The organism is Shewanella maritima (assembly GCF_004295345.1).
Classification (GTDB): Bacteria; Pseudomonadota; Gammaproteobacteria; order Enterobacterales; family Shewanellaceae; genus Shewanella; species Shewanella maritima.
In genome coordinates this window covers 4,643,256-4,660,771 of record NZ_CP036200.1, presented here as the reverse complement: position 1 = coordinate 4,660,771, position 17,516 = coordinate 4,643,256, and the positions used below count along the sequence as shown (strand labels likewise).

The window sequence follows — 17,516 nt, the reverse complement described above, 5'->3', positions numbered from 1 at the left end:
TAAAAAGTATTACAAAATGATATATAGAACGGAGTGTTGATACTTTATGTTGCAATAAAAAAGGCTCCTTTTGGAGCCTTTATTGTTTTATGAGCGATTGACCTTATTCTAAAACTAGTTCAGTTTCATTTTAGTCACTGCCCAACTAAATTGTGCTTGGCTAACGAACCTTACGGTCTTCTTCCATTAACTCAGCCAATTTGTCGTAAACCTCAACAATTGCACCGTCGTCAACAGGTTCATTATCAACAGTTCTAAACATCAACTTAGTTTTATCTGTTTCATTTGCCTCTTCTAGCACTAGGCGGTAATTACCTTTGTCTAGTTCCAACGCGTCATCGCCCCACAACGAGCTCCAGAAACCACCGGAATCGTCAAGGCTGATATAGTAAAGGCCCTTAGATTTGTCCATGTCGATAATTTCAAAACCCATCTCAGGAAGCACAATACGCAGACGATCCCATGCATTTTCAAATGGCGCATGCGCCATCCAGTAAGCACCTTCGTCTTCAGTTGGGTTAACTAACTCAAGCTGAATACCTAAACTGCGCTTAATGCGAGCTTCACGTAGTGCTTTCTCACGATTCACACTGACGTAAGCAATGGCATTGTTTAACATGTCAATCGTGTAACGGCGCTTGTCATCGCTAGTAAGCAAGATTTGTTGAATTTCTTCATCGAACACTTCTTCATGTTCGATAAGATCAATTTTCAAATCGCCTGTACGGCCATGAGGTTTAACATCAACCGTAAACATGTAGCGCTGACGTAATACATACTCTTTATCGCTACCCCATAGGCTCGTTTCAACCACTTCACTGGTTTCAATCCAGTCGGTTTCGACCACACCGGAATCAAAATCCTGTGAGCGAATAGCAATAGATTTCTTGTTCAAGTAAGCAACGACGTCATCGTAAATTTCTTGTTTAAGATTGGTTTGATTATCGATTGACTCAACCACAATTTTAATATTGTCAGAGCCTTCTTCCACACGAGTACCTTCAGCCATCGGCAATACCTGCAATGGCGGACGAATATCAAGCTGCTTACCCAGTGGGCTATTTTGCGCTTGCTTACCAATTTCAGGAACCTGGTATTCTTCGCTGTACCTTGGGGTATCAAGCCCTTCAGGTATGGTCAATAACGGCTGCGTAGATGCATTAATATAATCTTCCGTGCCGTTTACCTGACGACGCTCGATTGGCGTGCTGCATGCTGTAACGGCCAGAAGTAATACAACTGGGGTGGCTTTTTTTATCATCAATTTATTGCACCTTAATTTGCGCTTGTTGCATTGTTTCTAACAACAGACCATGAAACTCATCAGAAAGTTCAGTCAAAGGTAAACGAATATGGCCAGATTGTATTAATCCCATACGATGAACCGCCCATTTTACTGGGATTGGGTTGGCTTCAGAAAAGAGTGACTGATATATACCGCGCATATGACTATCGGCTTGTTTAGCCTGTTCCACGTTGCCAGCAATTGCCGCATCGCACATCTTTTTAAACAAGTTAGGTACAATGTTATTGGCTACCGAAATCACACCATTGCCACCTAATGTTAAAAACTCACATGCGGTAGCATCGTCGCCACTGTATAGTTTAAAGTCATCGCCGCAAAGGTTGCGAAGTTGCGCAACACGGCTTAAATCTCCCGTTGCCTCTTTGACACCAATAATATTTGGATGCTTAGCCAGTTCAGCAATGGTTTCAGGCAACATATCGACTGAAGTACGGCCTGGCACGTTGTATAGGATTTGCGGAATGTCAGTGCTGTCAGCAACAGCAGTGTAATGCGCAATCAACCCCTTTGGAGATGGTTTGTTGTAATAAGGGGTCACGCCAAGCATGGCGACAACGCCGGAATCTTGCATTGATTGGGTTAACTCAATTGCTTCTGCTGTGGCATTCGCGCCATTTCCGCCAATAACTGGAATGCGACCAGCGGCGAACTTAACTGTTTGGCGAACGACTTCTACATGTTCTTTTGTAGGTAAGGTGGCAGACTCACCTGTGGTACCAACTGCTACAATGGCATCAGTGCCTTGTTCAATATGAAACTCAACCAGTCTTTGCAGGCTTTCATAATCTACTGTGCCATCACTATTCATAGGAGTGATTAAGGCTACGATGCTTCCGTTTATCATCTAAGCTCCCCAAGGTTTAAGGACAGGCTATGTTACTGTTGCAGCCAAGCAATGACAAGCGTTTGGGTCACTGAAACATAAAATAGGTTAATCTGTTTGCAATATCTAAATAACCTTTAATTTAACTGGTTAACCGAAATGGGTTTAACTCAGGCAAATCGTCTAATCGTTAGCCAAATTGCGATAAATTTTACCTTAGCTTAATCGCTGGCTAGTTACTTGTGTTAATATCGCCATCATTGAATTATTTGCAGCTAACAGCGGTGGCATGAGTGCTACCGAAATGGGGATAGATTATGACCAACTATCTGGTCGTGACAGCCATGGGCGCCGATCGCCCTGGCCTTGTCGGAAAACTTTCACGCCTAGTAAGCGAATGTGATTGTGATATTGTCGATAGCCGCATGGCGCTATTTGGTAATGAATTTACCCTTATTATGATGGTGTCAGGCTCTTGGTCGTCCATTACCAAGATTGAAACCACCCTGCCCAGCCTCAGTGTTGAATTAGACTTAATGACGGTGATGAAACGCACCTCTAAGCACACACCACAGAATTACATTTCTCGAATTGAAGTTGCCTTTAACGGTGAAGATCAACGCGGAACCATGAATACCATTACCCAATTCTTGGCCGACCGCTCTCTTGACCTAGCAGCCGTGCGCTCTCATGCCGATGATGATAGCGACCTTAATACCCAGACGATTTTGTTATCGATTAACATTCCAGAAAAAGTTGATCTAGCCAAACTCGAAGTCAGTATTAAACAGCTTGCTGAGCAGCTTAGCCTTGAGTGCACAATCAAACGTATGCAAGGTATTGCCGCTCCTTAGTGTAATAATTAAAAGGCATGCTTAATCGCACATATCCTTTATTAACGACCTATTTTTTCAAAGCTAGTTTTAAAGCTATTTTTAGAACTTAATAACACAGTGGACGTAATATGAATACTTTAAATGTTGGTGATAATGCACCTATGTTTACCTTGCAAAATCAATATGACCAAGCAGTTTCATTACAAGAGTGCTTAAACTCGGGACCAGTTTTAGTTTATTTCTACCCAAAGGCTTCTACGCCTGGCTGTACGGTTCAAGCTCAGGGTCTACGTGATATTAAAGCTGATCTTGACGGTTTAAACATGACGGTATTAGGTATTAGCCCAGATCCAGTTGCCAAGCTATTAAAGTTCTCAGATAAGCAAGAACTTAACTTCCACCTGCTAAGTGATGAAGACCACGCTATAGCAGACGCATTTGGCGTGTGGGGCGAGAAGAAGTTCATGGGTAAGGTATACGATGGTATCCACCGCCTAAGCTTTGTTATCGGCACTGACGGTAAAGTCAGTCACTTTATCAACAAATTTAAAACCAAAGAGCATCACCAGGTGCTGCTTGATACTGTGAATGGCTGATACGGGTAACGTTTAGTATCGATTGATATTGATGTCGTATATAAAACACCAAAACGCCCAGCTGATGCTGGGCGTTTTTTATTCTGCCTGCTCTAGTTACTTAATTATTTTAATTTGATGCTTACTCGCTAATTTCCTTCGTCACCCTTAACGGAAAGTTTGGTGTTAGCAAGCTCAGTCTGTTTATCTTGCCCTTCATTATGGATCAGTTCATTGCGCTCTTCTTCTAGCATTTCTTGTTGTTGCTGCGCTTCAAAATCATTTAACTCTTGCTGCTTACGCTGCAGCTTTTCTTCAGCTAGTTGTAGCTCTCTCTGTTTTGCAGCTATCTTGGCTTGTTGCTCAGCCTCAATTTTTGCAAGACGCAGCTTTTCTTCGTCAATGGCTCGTTGTATTTCAGCTTGTTGTTGAGCTTCTACAGGAAGCAGGCAAATCAACTCAATCCCAACTGGATATTCTTGCAACTTGCTCCCGGAGATCACTTTAACCTTACCCTCTTTAGTCAAATACAACAGCGGGATCGCGGTATCACCATAACGCTTTAAAAAGTCATCAAAGCTAAAGTTGTCGGTAATATTGGTGACTTTAAGTTGCCCACCTTTTGCCATAATGCTGGCAATTTTTGCATAGGACACATTCTCACCAAACAAGCATAAACGTTGCAGATAAGACTCAGACAACTGATGGCGTGCACTGGCAGCATCTGAATTATTTAGCCCGTAGACCTTGTCATCACCAAGTACATCTTGAAAATGAAACGTAACCAACGGATTTAGCTGTCTGTATGGCGACATCACCAATACCCTGCCTATGCCGCTCAAATCCATATAGGTCTCTGCATGTTCAGATGCTGGATTGCCGAAGTAGACCGGAATATTATCCATGCGTGCCTGGCGTATGCTGTCCCAGTTGTTATCAGCCAGGATAACGGGGACATTCTTTGAAGTAAGTAGCTTGGCTAGCTCTCTTGAAAATTTAGAGGCGCCAAAAATCAACAACCCTTGAGCAGAACCTTGTTTAACACCTAGTATTTTTGCCCAAGTGCCCGCAGTTAAGCTCTGTATTACCACTGTACCTATGATGATCATAAATACTAACGGCACAATTGAGCTTGCACTGCTAAAACCAAGTGCCTCAAGCTTAATCGCAAATAACGACGAAATGGCTGCAGCAACGATACCTCTAGGGGCGACCCAACTCAAAAACCATTTATCTTGGCTGGTCAAGTTTGTGCCGATACCGGAAACCCAAATGCTCAAAGGTCTGGCAATAAACATCACTACCAGTAAAACCAGTATGCCACCCCAGCCCAGATCTAGCATGGCATTAGAATCCAACCTAGCTGCAAGCAAGATAAATAAAGCCGAGATAAGCAATACGGTGAGAGTTTCTTTAAACTCGAGAATATCGGCAATATCAACGCCGCGCATATTGGCAAGCCAAATTCCCATGACCGTGACAGTTAACAGTCCAGCTTCTTCCTGCAATAGATTTGAGCCAACAAATATCCCCAACATAATGGTTAACACAGCGGTGTTTTTTAAATAATGCGGAAATAGATTACGGCGCAGCGCAACACCTACAAGATAACCAGAGAGCGCTCCGCCACCTAGACCAATCAATAAGGTCAGGCCAAGCGCATACAATACATGGGTAGTAGGATCTGCTGTTACCGCAATATACTCGTAGACTAAAACCGCAAGCAGTGCGCCTATTGGGTCAATAACTATGCCTTCCCAACGCAAAATGCTAGACAGTTTTGCGCTTGGCTGCACAGTTCTCAGCATAGGAACAATTACAGTCGGACCTGTAACCACCACTAAAGCGCCGAACAGGCAAGCGATCGACCAATCAAATCCAAGGATATAGTGAGCTGCTGGCGCGATACACGCCCAGGTAATGAGAGCGCCAACCGATACAAGATGGCTGACCATACGTCCATGCTCATTAATTTCTTTAAAGTTAAGGGTTAACGCCCCTTCAAACAGGATAACGGCAACACCTAATGAGATGATCGGGAATAATAAATCGCCGAATAATTCATCAGGCTGGAGAACATCGAGACCAGGGCCAAGCAGTAAGCCGCACAACAACAAAGGTAAGATTGCAGGGAGCCTTAGCTTCCAACCAACCCACTGACAAACAAGCGACAACACACCGATCAGCGCTAGCATCCCAGTAATATGCTCTACCATAAAATCTTCCCTATAATGTATGGCCTTGATGCTAAGTGTAAATTCACGCAATCCAGCCTTACTGATATCAATGACAGTTTGATGACAAATGAAACACTAACTTAATTGGGATAATAGGCTAAACGACTGTTATTGCAACACTAAGTTAACATTAAAATCAAAGTGTTCGCTGCAAGTTGAAATAGCTAGATCACCACGCTATAAACCACAACTAGCACTAAACTGAATGCGAATAACTGTTTAATGCGCATTGCGCGCTCAGGCGAATCAACGACCACACGACTAAACCAAGGCTTGGCTAAACCGCCAAGCACCAACCATGCACTGTCAACAACAATAGCAACCAATAAACAGATGGTCGCTGTGTAAGTCATGCTCGTTACCTGAGATTCCAACGACAAACTCACACTTGAGAAAATGGCTAACATAGCTGCGTAGGCTTTAGGATTAATCAGATTCAAAGTAAACCCGTCAAGAAATCCAGGATGCGGATCCCCTGTTTGCTGCTTGCTAGTAAGCTGTTCTTTTGGCATTGGTAATGGCGCCTTAGCTATTTTGTACGCCACATACATGAGGTAGGCAAATGCCAAATACTGCAGGGTAAGACTAATGGTCGGCATAGTTTCAATTACCAAGGCCAAGCCAATGCTGGTAGATAGCATCACCCAAACTAACCCAGTCAAAATACCAAACAGATAACCTAAACTTGCTCGCACGCCAAAACACATACCGTTAATAGCAAGACTTATCGGTACTGGGCCCGGTGAGCCCAAAAGCAATGCTGTAGTAGAGATCAATAAAATTACTTGCTCCTGCAACTTACTACTCCTTAAAACGGATTATTTGATACCTAAAATGCTATAGAATTGCAATTAATCCCAAATAAAATCTTTCACCATCCATTAACTATCAAATTTTTTGATATCAAATTTGAGTAATAAAAAAGCAGCGGGGTACGCTGCTTTTTAAAACTAAATGTGCTCTTGTGGCACACGTACGTTTCCTTCCATCAGTACCCTTGCGCTGCGGCTCATACTGACTTTGTTGACTTGCCAATTACCGGTGTCATTAGTCGCAACTGCGCCAACTTTAAGCGTGCCAGAAGGATGACCAAACACAACTTCGCCTTGAACATCACCACCAGCAGCGAGGTTAACTAAGGTGCCAGGGATAACCGCTGCAGTGCCGATGGCAACCGCCGCAGTACCCATCATAGCGTGATGCAGTTTACCCATAGATAACGCGCGGACACATAAATCAATACTCTGTGCATCAACGTCAGAGTCACTTGAACTTAAATAGCGCTTAGCTGGAGATACAAAAGCAATTTTAGGCGTATGTTGACGCGTCTTGGCTTGCTCAAGATCGGTAATGAGCCCCATTTGCAACGCACCGTAGCTGCGAATGGTTTCAAACCGCGTAAGAGCTGCTTCATCATTGTTTATTGCTTCTTGCAGCTCAGTACCGCTGTAGCCTATCTCATCAGCATTGACAAAGATGGTCGGAATACCTGCATTAATCATGGTCGCTTTAAACGTGCCCACGCCGGGGACATTTAAGTCATCAACCAAGTTACCTGTTGGGAACAGCGCTCCGTCACCATCTGCAGGGTCAACAAACTCAACCTTTACTTCAGCGGCAGGAAATGTCACACCATCAAGCATGAAGTCGCCTGTCTCTTGCACCTCGCCATTGACGATAGGCACATGGGCGATAATGGTTTTACTGATATTTGCCTGCCAAATACGCACGACAGCAATACCATCATTTGGAATACGTGAAGCATCCACTAAACCTTGGCTAATGGCAAAGGCGCCAACAGCTGCGGTTAAGTTGCCACAGTTACCGCTCCAATCAATCGCGGGTTTATCAATAGCAACTTGACCAAATAGATAGTCAACATCGTGATCTGCCACTGTACTTTTTGACAAAATTACTGTCTTACTTGTGCTCGACGTTGCGCCGCCCATACCGTCAGTATGTTTTGCATAAGGGTCGGGACTACCAATAACGCGAAGTAATAGGTTATCACGTGCGCGGCCAGCAACTTGGGCGTCAAGTGGCAGATCAGCAAGGTTAAAGAACACCCCTTTACTGGTTCCACCGCGCATGTAAGTTGCTGGAATTTTTAACTGAGGTTTAAAAGACTGTGTTGTTACAGACATTATTGCCCCTTGTTTTGCAGAGAAAATTTGCTAATTTCTAGCAGCCAAGCTTTAGCAAATAAAGCTGCCAGAACAACCTGTCGCTTGAAAGCTATAGCAAGCTAGCCCGTGTATTGTTCGAGCTAGCTTCTATAGACTTAAGCTTATATAGACTTAAATGACTTATGCGTTTTGCGCTAAAAAGTCTTGGGCAAAGCGTTGTAATACGCCGCCAGCTTCGTACACACTCACTTCTTCAGCGGTATCTAGACGACATTTGACCGGAATATTAATTTGATCGCCGTTTGATTTACTGACAATAAGCGTCAATTGTGCACCCGGTTTACGCTCACCAATGACATCAAATGTCTCAGTGCCATCAATCTGATAAGTATGACGGGTATCGCCACCGGTAAACTCAAGCGGCAGTACGCCCATACCAACCAGGTTGGTGCGGTGAATGCGCTCAAACCCTTCGGCAACAATCACTTCAACACCCGCAAGGCGTACACCTTTTGCAGCCCAGTCACGTGATGAGCCTTGACCATAATCCTTACCGGCAATAATGATAAGCGGCTGTTTACGGTCCATGTAAGTTTCAATCGCTTCCCACATGCGTGTCACTGTGCCTTCTGGCTCAATACGCGCTAATGAGCCTTGCTTAACTTCACCATTTTCCTTAACCATTTCGTTGAACAGTTTAGGGTTGGCAAATGTTGCACGCTGAGCAGTTAAGTGATCGCCGCGGTGAGTCGCATACGAGTTGAAGTCTTCTTCAGGTAAGCCCATTTTGTGCAGATAAGCACCCGCTGCGCTGTCTAACAAAATCGCGTTGGATGGCGATAAGTGATCGGTCGTGATGTTGTCACCAAGCACGGCTAATGGGCGCATACCTTTCATGGTACGCTCACCCGCTAACGCGCCTTCCCAGTAAGGCGGGCGGCGAATATAGGTGCTTTGAGGGCGCCAATCATATTGCGGATTAGTTTCATCACCGTATTCCACTTTAAGGTCGAACATTGGCTCATAGACTTTCTTAAATTGCTCAGGCTTAACGCTTTGGGCGATGACTGCATCAATCTCTTCATCTGTCGGCCACAGATCTTTAAGGGTAATATCATTACCTTGCGCGTCTTTACCTAAGCTGTCTTTTTCGATATCAAATCGAACTGTACCCGCAATAGCATAAGCGACAACAAGTGGCGGTGATGCTAGGAACGCTTGCTTAGCATAAGGATGGATACGACCATCAAAGTTACGGTTACCTGACAATACTGCAGTGGCGTATAAGTCGCGATCAATCACTTCTTGTTGGATCTTAGGATCTAATGCGCCGCTCATACCGTTACAGGTAGTACAGGCAAACGCCACAATGCCAAAGCCCAATGCTTCAAGGTGTGGCAATAACCCTGCTTCCTCAAGATAAAGCTGTACTGCTTTTGAGCCTGGAGCGAGTGACGTTTTCACCCAAGGCTTACGCGTAAGTCCTAGCTTATTAGCATTACGTGCCACTAGACCTGCGGCAATCACGTTGCGTGGATTTGAGGTATTGGTACAGCTAGTAATAGCAGCAATAATACATGCGCCATCTGGCATTTCGCCATCTTTAGCCGCTGGCTCGTTCGATACAGAGATCCCCTGCTCGGCTAAATCGCTTGTCGCAACGCGGCGATGCGGATTAGAAGGACCCGCGATGTTACGTACCACTGTTGATAGGTCGAACTTAAGTACGCGCTCGTATTCAACTTCGGTTAAATCATCAGCCCAAAGCCCAGTTTGTTTAGCGTATTGCTCGACTAGCTTGATTTGCTTGTCATCACGGCCAGTAATACGCAGGTAATCAATGGTTTTATCATCGATATAGAACATAGCAGCAGTAGCGCCGAACTCAGGCGTCATGTTTGAAATGGTTGCGCGATCGCCAAGGGTTAAATCAGCAGCGCCCTCGCCGAAGAACTCAAGGTAGGTAGATACAACACGCTCTTGACGTAAAAACTCAGTGATTGCTAAAACGATATCCGTTGCGGTAATGCCAGGCTGACGTTTACCAACTAGCTCGACACCAACAATATCTGGCAGACGCATGTACGATGGGCGGCCAAGCATCACACTTTCAGCCTCTAGCCCACCAACACCGATAGCGATAACACCTAACGCATCAACATGTGGTGTGTGACTGTCTGTGCCAACTAAGGTGTCAGGAAATGCTACACCATCGCGGGCTTGAATGACCGGCGACATCTTCTCTAAGTTAATCTGATGCATAATGCCGTTACCCGGCTGAATGACATCAATATTCTTAAACGCAGTTTTAGTCCAGTTAATGAAGTGGAAACGATCTTCATTACGTCTATCTTCAATAGCGCGGTTCTTCTCGAACGCGTCTTTTTCAAAACCAGCGTGCTCCACGGCTAATGAGTGGTCAACAATCAGCTGAGTTGGCACAACCGGGTTAACTTTAGCTGGGTCACCGCCCTTTTCTGCAATCGCATCACGTAGACCAGCTAAATCAACTAGAGCAGTTTGACCAAGAATGTCATGACAAACTACTCGCGCTGGATACCACGGGAAATCAAGGTCACGTTTGCGTTCAATTAGCTGTTTAAGGCTATCAGTTAGGGTTTCTGGTGAGCAGCGACGGACTAGGTTTTCCGCTAGTACGCGTGATGTGTAGGGTAAGGTTTTGTAGCTGCCTGGAGCGATGGCTTCAACAGCTTCACGGGTATCAAAGTAATCTAGCCCACTGCCGGCTAGTGTCTTACGATATTGGGTATTCATAGGCGTTCTCTATACTGCAATGCAGCTCAACTTGGCTTATTTGTTGTTGTGATACAAAACCAAAGCGCAGGTTAAGTGCATACTGCTATGTGCTTTGAAAGTGCTCAGTGATTATGGTTACTTGAGCACTTTCATTGTTAATTACTGCAAATATGTAAATTAACGCTCAGCAATTGGCACAACTTTACGTGGCTCGCTACCGGTGTAATCTGCACTTGGGCGGATAATACGGTTATTGGCACGTTGCTCCATCACGTGAGCCGCCCAACCTGTTAGGCGAGAACACACGAAAATTGGCGTGAACAACTTAGTTGGAATTCCCATGAAGTGATACGCCGAAGCATGGAAGAAGTCTGCGTTACAGAATAGTTTTTTGGTGTCCCACATGTATTCTTCACAAGCAACAGAGATGTCGTATAGCGAGGTGTCACCAAATTCTTGCGCGAGCTTTTCAGACCAAGCCTTAATAATCACGTTACGCGGATCTGACTCACGATAAATCGCATGGCCAAAGCCCATGATTTTCTCTTTGCGCTCAAGCATGCCAGCCATTTGCTCTTTGGCATCTGCTGGAGATTTGAATTTTTGGATCATGTCCATAGCCGCTTCGTTTGCGCCGCCATGTAATGGGCCGCGAAGAGAACCAATCGCGCCAGTGATACATGAGAACATATCTGACAGTGTTGAAGCACATACGCGAGCGGTAAAGGTTGATGCATTAAACTCATGCTCAGCATAAAGAATTAATGACACGTCCATCACCTTACGGTGCTGTTCAGATGGCGTTTCGCCGCGCAGCAGTTTAAGGAAGTGACCGCCAATAGAGTCTTCGTCAGTCACACAATCAATTTCAATACCCTCATGTGAATACTTGTACCAGTACACCATGATTGCCGGGAATGCGGCTAATAAACGGTTAGCTGCTTTGTTTTGCTCGCTAAAGTCGTTCTCTGGTTCTAAATTACCTAAGAAAGAGCAACCTGTACGCATCACATCCATTGGGTGTGCATCAGCAGGAATGCGTTGCAGCACTTCTTTTAGTGCTTGCGGTAAGTCACGCATAGCGTGCAATTCAGTTTTATAAGCATCTAGCTGCTCGCTTGTTGGCAGCTCACCATTAAATAGCAGGTAAGCGACTTCTTCGAATGTTGCGTTATCAGCAAGATCTGATACGTCATAACCACAATAAGTCAAACCAGAACCTGATTTACCTACCGTACATAAAGCAGTTTCACCTGCACTTTGACCACGTAAACCTGCACCACCTAATTTTTTATCTACCATGACTGCGTTCCTATTATTTTAAAGTGTTGTCAGGCCCAAACGATAACTCAGCAATTGCAACTAGCATCAGCTAACATCTGGGCGGTTGAAGTTTGATTTACTTGTTTTTTCCTTCAGCAAAAAGCTGATCTAACTTTTGCTCGTAAGCGTGGTAACCAAGGTAATCGTAAAGTTCCATGCGCGTTTGCATGCTATCGACTACCGCTTTTTGATCGCCATTTTCTAAAATCGAGGTATAAACCATTTCGGCGGCTTTATTCATTGCTCTAAAGGCACTTAACGGATAAAGCACCATAGCGGCGCCCCACTCGCCAAGTTGCTCTTTATTCCAAAGCTCGGTTTGGCCAAACTCAGTAATGTTGGCCAAAATTGGCACATCAAGGGCGTCAGCAAATGCGCGGTAATGTTCTTCAGTTTTAACCGCTTCAGCAAAGATACCGTCAGCACCTGCAGCAACATAAGCTTTAGCACGCTCAATTGCCGCTTCTAAACCTTCTTGTGCAAAGGAGTCTGTACGCGCCATGATGAAAAAGTCTGGGTCAGTACGCGCATCAACGGCAGCTTTAATACGGTCAACCATCTCTTCAGTTGAAACGATTTCTTTATTTGGGCGATGACCACAACGCTTTTGTGCAACCTGATCTTCCATATGCACAGCTGCTGCGCCGGCTTTTTCCATATCACGAATAGTTTTTGCGATGTTAAACGCGCCGCCCCAACCAGTGTCGATATCGACCATTAACGGTAAGTCACAAGCTGAAGTGATACGTTGCACGTCTACGATGACATCGTTAAGTGAGGTCATACCTAGATCAGGTAAGCCATAAGATGCGTTAGCGACGCCGCCTCCAGACAGATAAATAGCCTGGTGACCAATTTGCTTTGCCATCATTGCCGTGTAAGCGTTGATCGTGCCGACAATTTGTAGTGGCTTATTATCAACAAGTGCTTGGCGAAATTTCTTTCCTGCGCTCATAGTGACTCCCTTTAAAAATGAGACAGACTCAATTTACTTGAGCTTGTTTTCGATATTATTTCTTGAATACATGATGTGACGGCGCATTAGCATTTCGGCTAATTCAGCGTCACGGTTACTAATTGCTTGAACGATATGTTTATGCTCATCAAACGCAGTACTTACCCTTGGTCCAGCCATACCAAGCTGAACCCGATACATGCGAACCAGATGATAAATACCATCAATGAGCAAAGAGATAAGGTGTTGATTGTTGCTGCCTAGAATAATGCGGTAATGAAAGTCGACATCGCCCGCTTCTTGATAGTAGCTAGTGCCGTCTTTAACGCGATCAAAATGGTGATTAAGCAAAGCGTTAAGATCGCTTACTTCTTGATCTGTCATGTTCTGCGCCGCTAGGCGTGCCGCCATACCTTCAAGCGACTCGCGAACTTGATAAAGCTCTAACAAGCCATCGAGTGATAGTGATACCACGCGTGCACCAACATTGGCTTTACGCTCAACTAGACGGCAAGTCTCTAATCGATTAATGGCTTCACGAATAACCGCTCGGCTAACCTGATACTTTGTCGACAATTCAGGCTCACTTAGTTTACTTCCTGCTGAAATAACACCTTCAACAATATCATTTCTTAATGAAATGAAGGTTTTATCAGCAGAAGTAATCGGTTTTGCTTGCGAAGGCGACATGGGTTACCAAGTTGTTAATCAAATCATTGTCGACAATATAGCAATTTTGAGACATAGATCAACATTAATTTGCGTAAATTGTCGACAAAACTTAGTAACCTGAAGTTTAAACTGATAACTAAGACCTACGATTGTCGACATATTTGCACGTCTAACGAGTTTATCTGAACGATGAGTAGCATAAAGGCGCTAGCCCCGGCTAGAGTTTAAAGGTACAGCTAGCGACAAATTGATGAAGATAATACGGGGTTAATATAATGATGAGGAATTGAAGAAGAATTTATTGATTTAATTTTTTAATCACTTTTGCTGGTACGCCGCCAACAACAGTATCTGCTGGTACATCCTGATTAACGACCGAGCTAGCAGCGACGACACTTCGTGCCCCGATCGTCACGCCTTGGTTAATCACCACGTTACCGCCGATCCACACATCGTCCTCAATAACGATTGGTTTACAGAATGTCTTCCACCCACGGCGCGCTTTATAATCTAAGGAGTGCGATGCGCTATATAACTGAACAGAAGGAGCAATAAGCACATTGTCGCCAATACGGACTTCAGCACCATCCAAAATAGTGCAACCCATATTGATAAAGCTATTGCTGCCGATAATGATATTCTTACCAAATTCACATTTAAACGGCGCTGTGATAAATGAATTATTACCGATTTGACCGAGCAAATCCTTTGCTAGTTGCTGGACAACCTCGCTATCGCCACAATGATTGATTTTTGTCGTTAAGGTCAGTGCATTAGCGCGCACTTGGCAGATTTCCTTATCGCCGGCATCGAAATCGTAGCCCTGCTTCATTTTTTCGTATTCAGTCATTTTGTTATCTTGTTATTGTTATCTACTTCGACACGGCGCAAGCATGATTTAGCTAGCCAATTGTAGAGGCGCGAACGTTAACATATTTATATATGTACTAATAGAGCTAGTATAGTAAATTGATATTTATAAGGATAATGTGAGAAAGGTAAATTTATGGGCAACTGAGCTACTTAAAATAGCTTCAGTAAATACCTGGCCGGCCAGGCTGCTCCACCACATAGATAAAGCATTTAAATGTCTAATTTCATAACGATAACGTCATCGCCTTTATCCACTATCTGATGCACTTTTTTAAAACCAAACTTAGCATACAAACCACCTGATAAGTCTTCGGTTTGCAAGTACAAGTGTTTCATCCCAGCGAGCCTTGCACGCTTGATAGCTTCATGAACTAAGCTAGACGCCACACCTTGCCCTCTTGCATGTTCACTAACATACACGCCACCAAGCCAATACTGGTACTCTGGATACCGCTCCATTTCGTAGGTTTTTAGTTCAGCAGCGCCCAGTAATTGATGTAGGTCTTTTGCTAGCATTAACATTGGCAATTTATCACGACTAGCCGCAGCATCGACCTTTTGTCTCACCTGCTCTAACGAGTAACGCCCAGACTCCCTGCACCACTCGTCAAAGTACCATTGAGCAACCGCAGGAGCACTGCCGGGGTCATCTGCTAGCAATATAACTTTCATATCAACCTTATTACCAAGTTTACAATGGCGTGAAGCACAGGATCAGAATCTAAACCAATTACGGGTTTATAGTAAATCCTAGCCTTAAATCGTGCGACATTGCTGTGATTACTTAGTCAAGGCTAATCTTAAATAACTAAAGTGGCACTCCTTCTTTTCAACAAGAGCACGTGGGATTTTAAATTCACCAAAATTTTACTGTAGGTATAACGCAAAAAAACCCCAACTTTCGTTGAGGCTTTGATACACCACTCTTAACAGAGTTAATAATGGTACCCGAGGCCAGACTTGAACTGGCACGCTTATTCAGCGAGGGATTTTAAATCCCTTGTGTCTACCGATTCCACCACTCGGGCAAAGTGTTGTTTTAACCGATGTAAATACATCCATTAAACACAATATTGTGGAGGCGCGACCCGGAGTCGAACCGAGATCGACGGATTTGCAATCCGCAGCATAGCCATTCTGCCATCGCGCCTTTGGAGCGACATATCGGGTTCGAACCGATGACCTAAACCTTGGCAAGGTTTCGCTCTACCAACTGAGCTAATGTCGCAATCAAATATTTATACTCTCTTGACTAGAGTTGGTAGCTTCAAAACTCACCTTGAAAAGGTTTCAACTTTCCACCTAACAACTGAGCTAATGTCGCTTCTTTCACTTCAAACTTGCTAGCTAATCACCAGTGCCGCTTGAGTGAGATGAATTCTACGGATTTGAGTTAAAGTGTCAATCAACAAATCCAAATAAATGACATAATTATGACTGCTTGCTGCAATTGCGATCAAACTGAGTTATTAATCAGCGAAAGCAGCATAAATTATCAACTCATTTATCCACTTGTAAACAGCCTACGTGTAAACATGCCTACATCAACAACAGCTCTATTGCTTAATGCTATTTAGTTGATGCTCTTATCTAAGTTATCTAGAACCAAACACAAAAAATGCCACTTCATTAAAAAATGAAATGGCATTTGTGTTTTTAACGCAAAACCGAGTTGAATATTCAGTGCCAAGCTTCAACTGCTATCGGCAATGAATGGTAAAGCGAGATTAGGTACTTACCACATTAAATCGTCTGGAATTTCATAGCCTGCATACGGATCTTCTTCATCACTAACCTGCTCTGTTGCGCTATTGTCTTCAGCTTGCCATAAGTAACCACACCATTCTGGGACAAGCAGATTAACGCGCTCAGCAAGCTTATGCGGCACAAGGTAGCTTTTATCTTCATGTCTAACGATACCTAGAGTACCGTTAAGTAATTGCTTTTGAATTGCTTCATCGATATATAAGCTGTGGATCTTACTATCTAAAGTGAAGTTAAACTTAACCTCAGCATCAGTAGGAATAGCAACTGCACGGCGAGTGAACTCTGTGATCAAGCCTCGTACCAGGCCTTTTTCTGATGCCTTGGCAAAACGCTCTTCATTTAACGCTTTATCTTTTTCTGCTTGCGCAGCTTTTTGCTGGGCAATTTGCGCTTTTAACTCAGCGCTACCGTCATCAACTTTTGCTTTACGATTGCGACGCTTTTGCGTTTTCACATCGCGCACTTTCTGTTTACTTGCTAAACCAGCTTTTAATAACTGATCTTGTAATGCATTTGCCATGGTTCACCTACACATTGCATCTAAAATTAACACTTAAGCTTGTAGCGAGTTATAAATCGCCGTTAACGCCGCTAATGGGTCGTCTGCCTTAGTAATTGGTCGGCCGATAACCAAATAATCAGAGCCAGCGGCAATGGCTTTTTCAGGTGTCATCACCCGGTGTTGATCGCCAACGTCAGCGCCGACAGGGCGAATGCCTGGCGTGACTAATTGGAAATCTTCACCTAGCGTTTGCTTAAGTGTGCAGGCTTCTTGCGCCGAGCACACAACACCGTCTAAACCAGCTTCTTGAGTCAGCTTAGCTAAACGCATGACGTGCTCATTAGCTGGTACATCGATACCTAATAGTTTCAAATCGTCGTCAGACATTGAAGTCAGCACAGTTACAGCAATCAGGATTGGTGCTTTTTCGCCGTACGGCTCTAATGCCTTTTTAGCTGCTTGCATCATTGCTAAGCCGCCACTTGCATGAACATTAGTCATCCACACGCCTAATTCAGCAGCGGCTTTAACAGCTTTAGCTACCGTGTTTGGAATGTCATGAAATTTAAGGTCTAAGAATAGATCAAAGCCACGGCTGTGGATCTGTTTTACAAACTCAGGACCAAACAGAGTAAACATTTCCTTGCCAATTTTCAGGCGGCACATTTTCGGGTCTAACTGATCAATAAGTGCCAGTGCTTCATCTTGGTTATCATAGTCTAGGGCGACTACAATGGATTTATTCGACATAGGAAACCTCTTTT

15 protein-coding genes and 3 tRNA genes are annotated in these 17,516 nt (G+C 44.1%); 2 read left to right on the top strand and 16 right to left on the bottom strand.

Going from position 1 to position 17,516, the window contains the following annotated elements; translation table 11 throughout:
• Nucleotides 1-160: 160 nt before the first annotated feature.
• The gene (gene bamC, locus EXU30_RS19920; protein WP_130603047.1) at nt 161-1,261 is read right to left on the bottom strand and encodes an outer membrane protein assembly factor BamC; all 1,101 of its coding nucleotides are present in this window, start codon (nt 1,259-1,261) and stop codon (nt 161-163) included.
• Between the two features lie 4 nt (nt 1,262-1,265).
• The gene (gene dapA / locus EXU30_RS19915; protein WP_130603045.1) at nt 1,266-2,150 is read right to left on the bottom strand and encodes a 4-hydroxy-tetrahydrodipicolinate synthase; all 885 of its coding nucleotides are present in this window, start codon (nt 2,148-2,150) and stop codon (nt 1,266-1,268) included.
• 296 nt (nt 2,151-2,446) lie between these two features.
• Between dapA and EXU30_RS19910 the strand changes: the two genes are divergently transcribed.
• Nucleotides 2,447-2,983, top strand: a complete 537-nt coding sequence (locus tag EXU30_RS19910; protein ID WP_130603043.1) for a glycine cleavage system transcriptional repressor — start codon at nt 2,447-2,449, stop codon at nt 2,981-2,983.
• 110 nt (nt 2,984-3,093) lie between these two features.
• Nucleotides 3,094-3,561, top strand: a complete 468-nt coding sequence (bcp, locus tag EXU30_RS19905) for a thioredoxin-dependent thiol peroxidase (RefSeq protein WP_130603041.1) — start codon at nt 3,094-3,096, stop codon at nt 3,559-3,561.
• A 128-nt stretch (nt 3,562-3,689) separates the two neighbouring features.
• Here bcp and EXU30_RS19900 read toward each other — a convergent pair whose 3' ends face one another.
• The 14 genes from EXU30_RS19900 to pyrF all read right to left on the bottom strand — a co-directional run bounded on the left by EXU30_RS19900 (nt 3,690) and on the right by pyrF (nt 17,502).
• Nucleotides 3,690-5,756 carry a cation:proton antiporter domain-containing protein gene (locus tag EXU30_RS19900; protein ID WP_130603039.1) on the bottom strand — a complete coding sequence of 689 codons (2,067 nt, stop codon included), beginning with the start codon at nt 5,754-5,756 and terminating at the stop codon, nt 3,690-3,692.
• Between the two features lie 185 nt (nt 5,757-5,941).
• The gene (locus tag EXU30_RS19895) at nt 5,942-6,574 is read right to left on the bottom strand and encodes a LysE family translocator (protein WP_130603037.1); all 633 of its coding nucleotides are present in this window, start codon (nt 6,572-6,574) and stop codon (nt 5,942-5,944) included.
• A gap of 153 nt (nt 6,575-6,727) precedes the next feature.
• A complete protein-coding gene (gene prpF / locus EXU30_RS19890; RefSeq protein WP_130603035.1) occupies nt 6,728-7,921 on the bottom strand; it encodes a 2-methylaconitate cis-trans isomerase PrpF in 1,194 nt (397 codons plus the stop codon).
• Nucleotides 7,922-8,083: 162 nt separating this feature from the next.
• Nucleotides 8,084-10,678, bottom strand: coding sequence for a Fe/S-dependent 2-methylisocitrate dehydratase AcnD (acnD, locus tag EXU30_RS19885; RefSeq protein ID WP_130603033.1), 2,595 nt, complete (start codon nt 10,676-10,678; stop codon nt 8,084-8,086).
• Nucleotides 10,679-10,837: 159 nt separating this feature from the next.
• The gene (gene prpC, locus EXU30_RS19880) at nt 10,838-11,962 is read right to left on the bottom strand and encodes a bifunctional 2-methylcitrate synthase/citrate synthase (RefSeq protein WP_130603031.1); all 1,125 of its coding nucleotides are present in this window, start codon (nt 11,960-11,962) and stop codon (nt 10,838-10,840) included.
• A gap of 97 nt (nt 11,963-12,059) precedes the next feature.
• Complete coding sequence (gene prpB, locus EXU30_RS19875) at nt 12,060-12,938, bottom strand: methylisocitrate lyase (protein ID WP_130603029.1); 879 nt, start codon at nt 12,936-12,938, stop codon at nt 12,060-12,062.
• Between the two features lie 33 nt (nt 12,939-12,971).
• Nucleotides 12,972-13,628 carry a GntR family transcriptional regulator gene (locus EXU30_RS19870; RefSeq protein ID WP_130603027.1) on the bottom strand — a complete coding sequence of 219 codons (657 nt, stop codon included), beginning with the start codon at nt 13,626-13,628 and terminating at the stop codon, nt 12,972-12,974.
• A gap of 280 nt (nt 13,629-13,908) precedes the next feature.
• Nucleotides 13,909-14,460 (bottom strand): sugar O-acetyltransferase, encoded by a 552-nt coding sequence (locus EXU30_RS19865; RefSeq protein ID WP_130603025.1) that lies wholly within the window; start codon nt 14,458-14,460, stop codon nt 13,909-13,911.
• Nucleotides 14,461-14,693: 233 nt separating this feature from the next.
• On the bottom strand, nt 14,694-15,155 hold the full coding sequence (locus tag EXU30_RS19860) for a GNAT family N-acetyltransferase (RefSeq protein WP_130603023.1): 462 nt from the start codon (nt 15,153-15,155) through the stop codon (nt 14,694-14,696).
• Between the two features lie 270 nt (nt 15,156-15,425).
• Nucleotides 15,426-15,511: transfer RNA gene (locus tag EXU30_RS19855), tRNA-Leu, on the bottom strand.
• A 48-nt stretch (nt 15,512-15,559) separates the two neighbouring features.
• A tRNA-Cys gene (locus EXU30_RS19850) sits at nt 15,560-15,633 on the bottom strand.
• 2 nt (nt 15,634-15,635) lie between these two features.
• Nucleotides 15,636-15,711: transfer RNA gene (locus EXU30_RS19845), tRNA-Gly, on the bottom strand.
• 507 nt (nt 15,712-16,218) lie between these two features.
• Nucleotides 16,219-16,770 (bottom strand): DUF2058 domain-containing protein, encoded by a 552-nt coding sequence (locus EXU30_RS19840; RefSeq protein WP_130603021.1) that lies wholly within the window; start codon nt 16,768-16,770, stop codon nt 16,219-16,221.
• Between the two features lie 33 nt (nt 16,771-16,803).
• Nucleotides 16,804-17,502, bottom strand: a complete 699-nt coding sequence (gene pyrF, locus EXU30_RS19835; protein WP_130603019.1) for an orotidine-5'-phosphate decarboxylase — start codon at nt 17,500-17,502, stop codon at nt 16,804-16,806.
• Nucleotides 17,503-17,516: the final 14 nt, after the last annotated feature.

Coding starts and splice junctions, on each gene's coding strand:
- EXU30_RS19860 (WP_130603023.1), bottom strand. CDS start 15,155: ATGAAAGTTATATTGCTAGCAGATGACCCCGGCAGTGCTCCTGCGGTT.
- EXU30_RS19900 (WP_130603039.1), bottom strand. CDS start 5,756: ATGGTAGAGCATATTACTGGGATGCTAGCGCTGATCGGTGTGTTGTCG.
- bcp (WP_130603041.1), top strand. CDS start 3,094: ATGAATACTTTAAATGTTGGTGATAATGCACCTATGTTTACCTTGCAA.
- dapA (WP_130603045.1), bottom strand. CDS start 2,150: ATGATAAACGGAAGCATCGTAGCCTTAATCACTCCTATGAATAGTGAT.
- acnD (WP_130603033.1), bottom strand. CDS start 10,678: ATGAATACCCAATATCGTAAGACACTAGCCGGCAGTGGGCTAGATTAC.
- prpF (WP_130603035.1), bottom strand. CDS start 7,921: ATGTCTGTAACAACACAGTCTTTTAAACCTCAGTTAAAAATTCCAGCA.
- EXU30_RS19870 (WP_130603027.1), bottom strand. CDS start 13,628: ATGTCGCCTTCGCAAGCAAAACCGATTACTTCTGCTGATAAAACCTTC.
- EXU30_RS19865 (WP_130603025.1), bottom strand. CDS start 14,460: ATGACTGAATACGAAAAAATGAAGCAGGGCTACGATTTCGATGCCGGC.
- EXU30_RS19840 (WP_130603021.1), bottom strand. CDS start 16,770: ATGGCAAATGCATTACAAGATCAGTTATTAAAAGCTGGTTTAGCAAGT.
- EXU30_RS19910 (WP_130603043.1), top strand. CDS start 2,447: ATGACCAACTATCTGGTCGTGACAGCCATGGGCGCCGATCGCCCTGGC.
- prpC (WP_130603031.1), bottom strand. CDS start 11,962: ATGGTAGATAAAAAATTAGGTGGTGCAGGTTTACGTGGTCAAAGTGCA.
- pyrF (WP_130603019.1), bottom strand. CDS start 17,502: ATGTCGAATAAATCCATTGTAGTCGCCCTAGACTATGATAACCAAGAT.
- prpB (WP_130603029.1), bottom strand. CDS start 12,938: ATGAGCGCAGGAAAGAAATTTCGCCAAGCACTTGTTGATAATAAGCCA.
- bamC (WP_130603047.1), bottom strand. CDS start 1,261: ATGATAAAAAAAGCCACCCCAGTTGTATTACTTCTGGCCGTTACAGCA.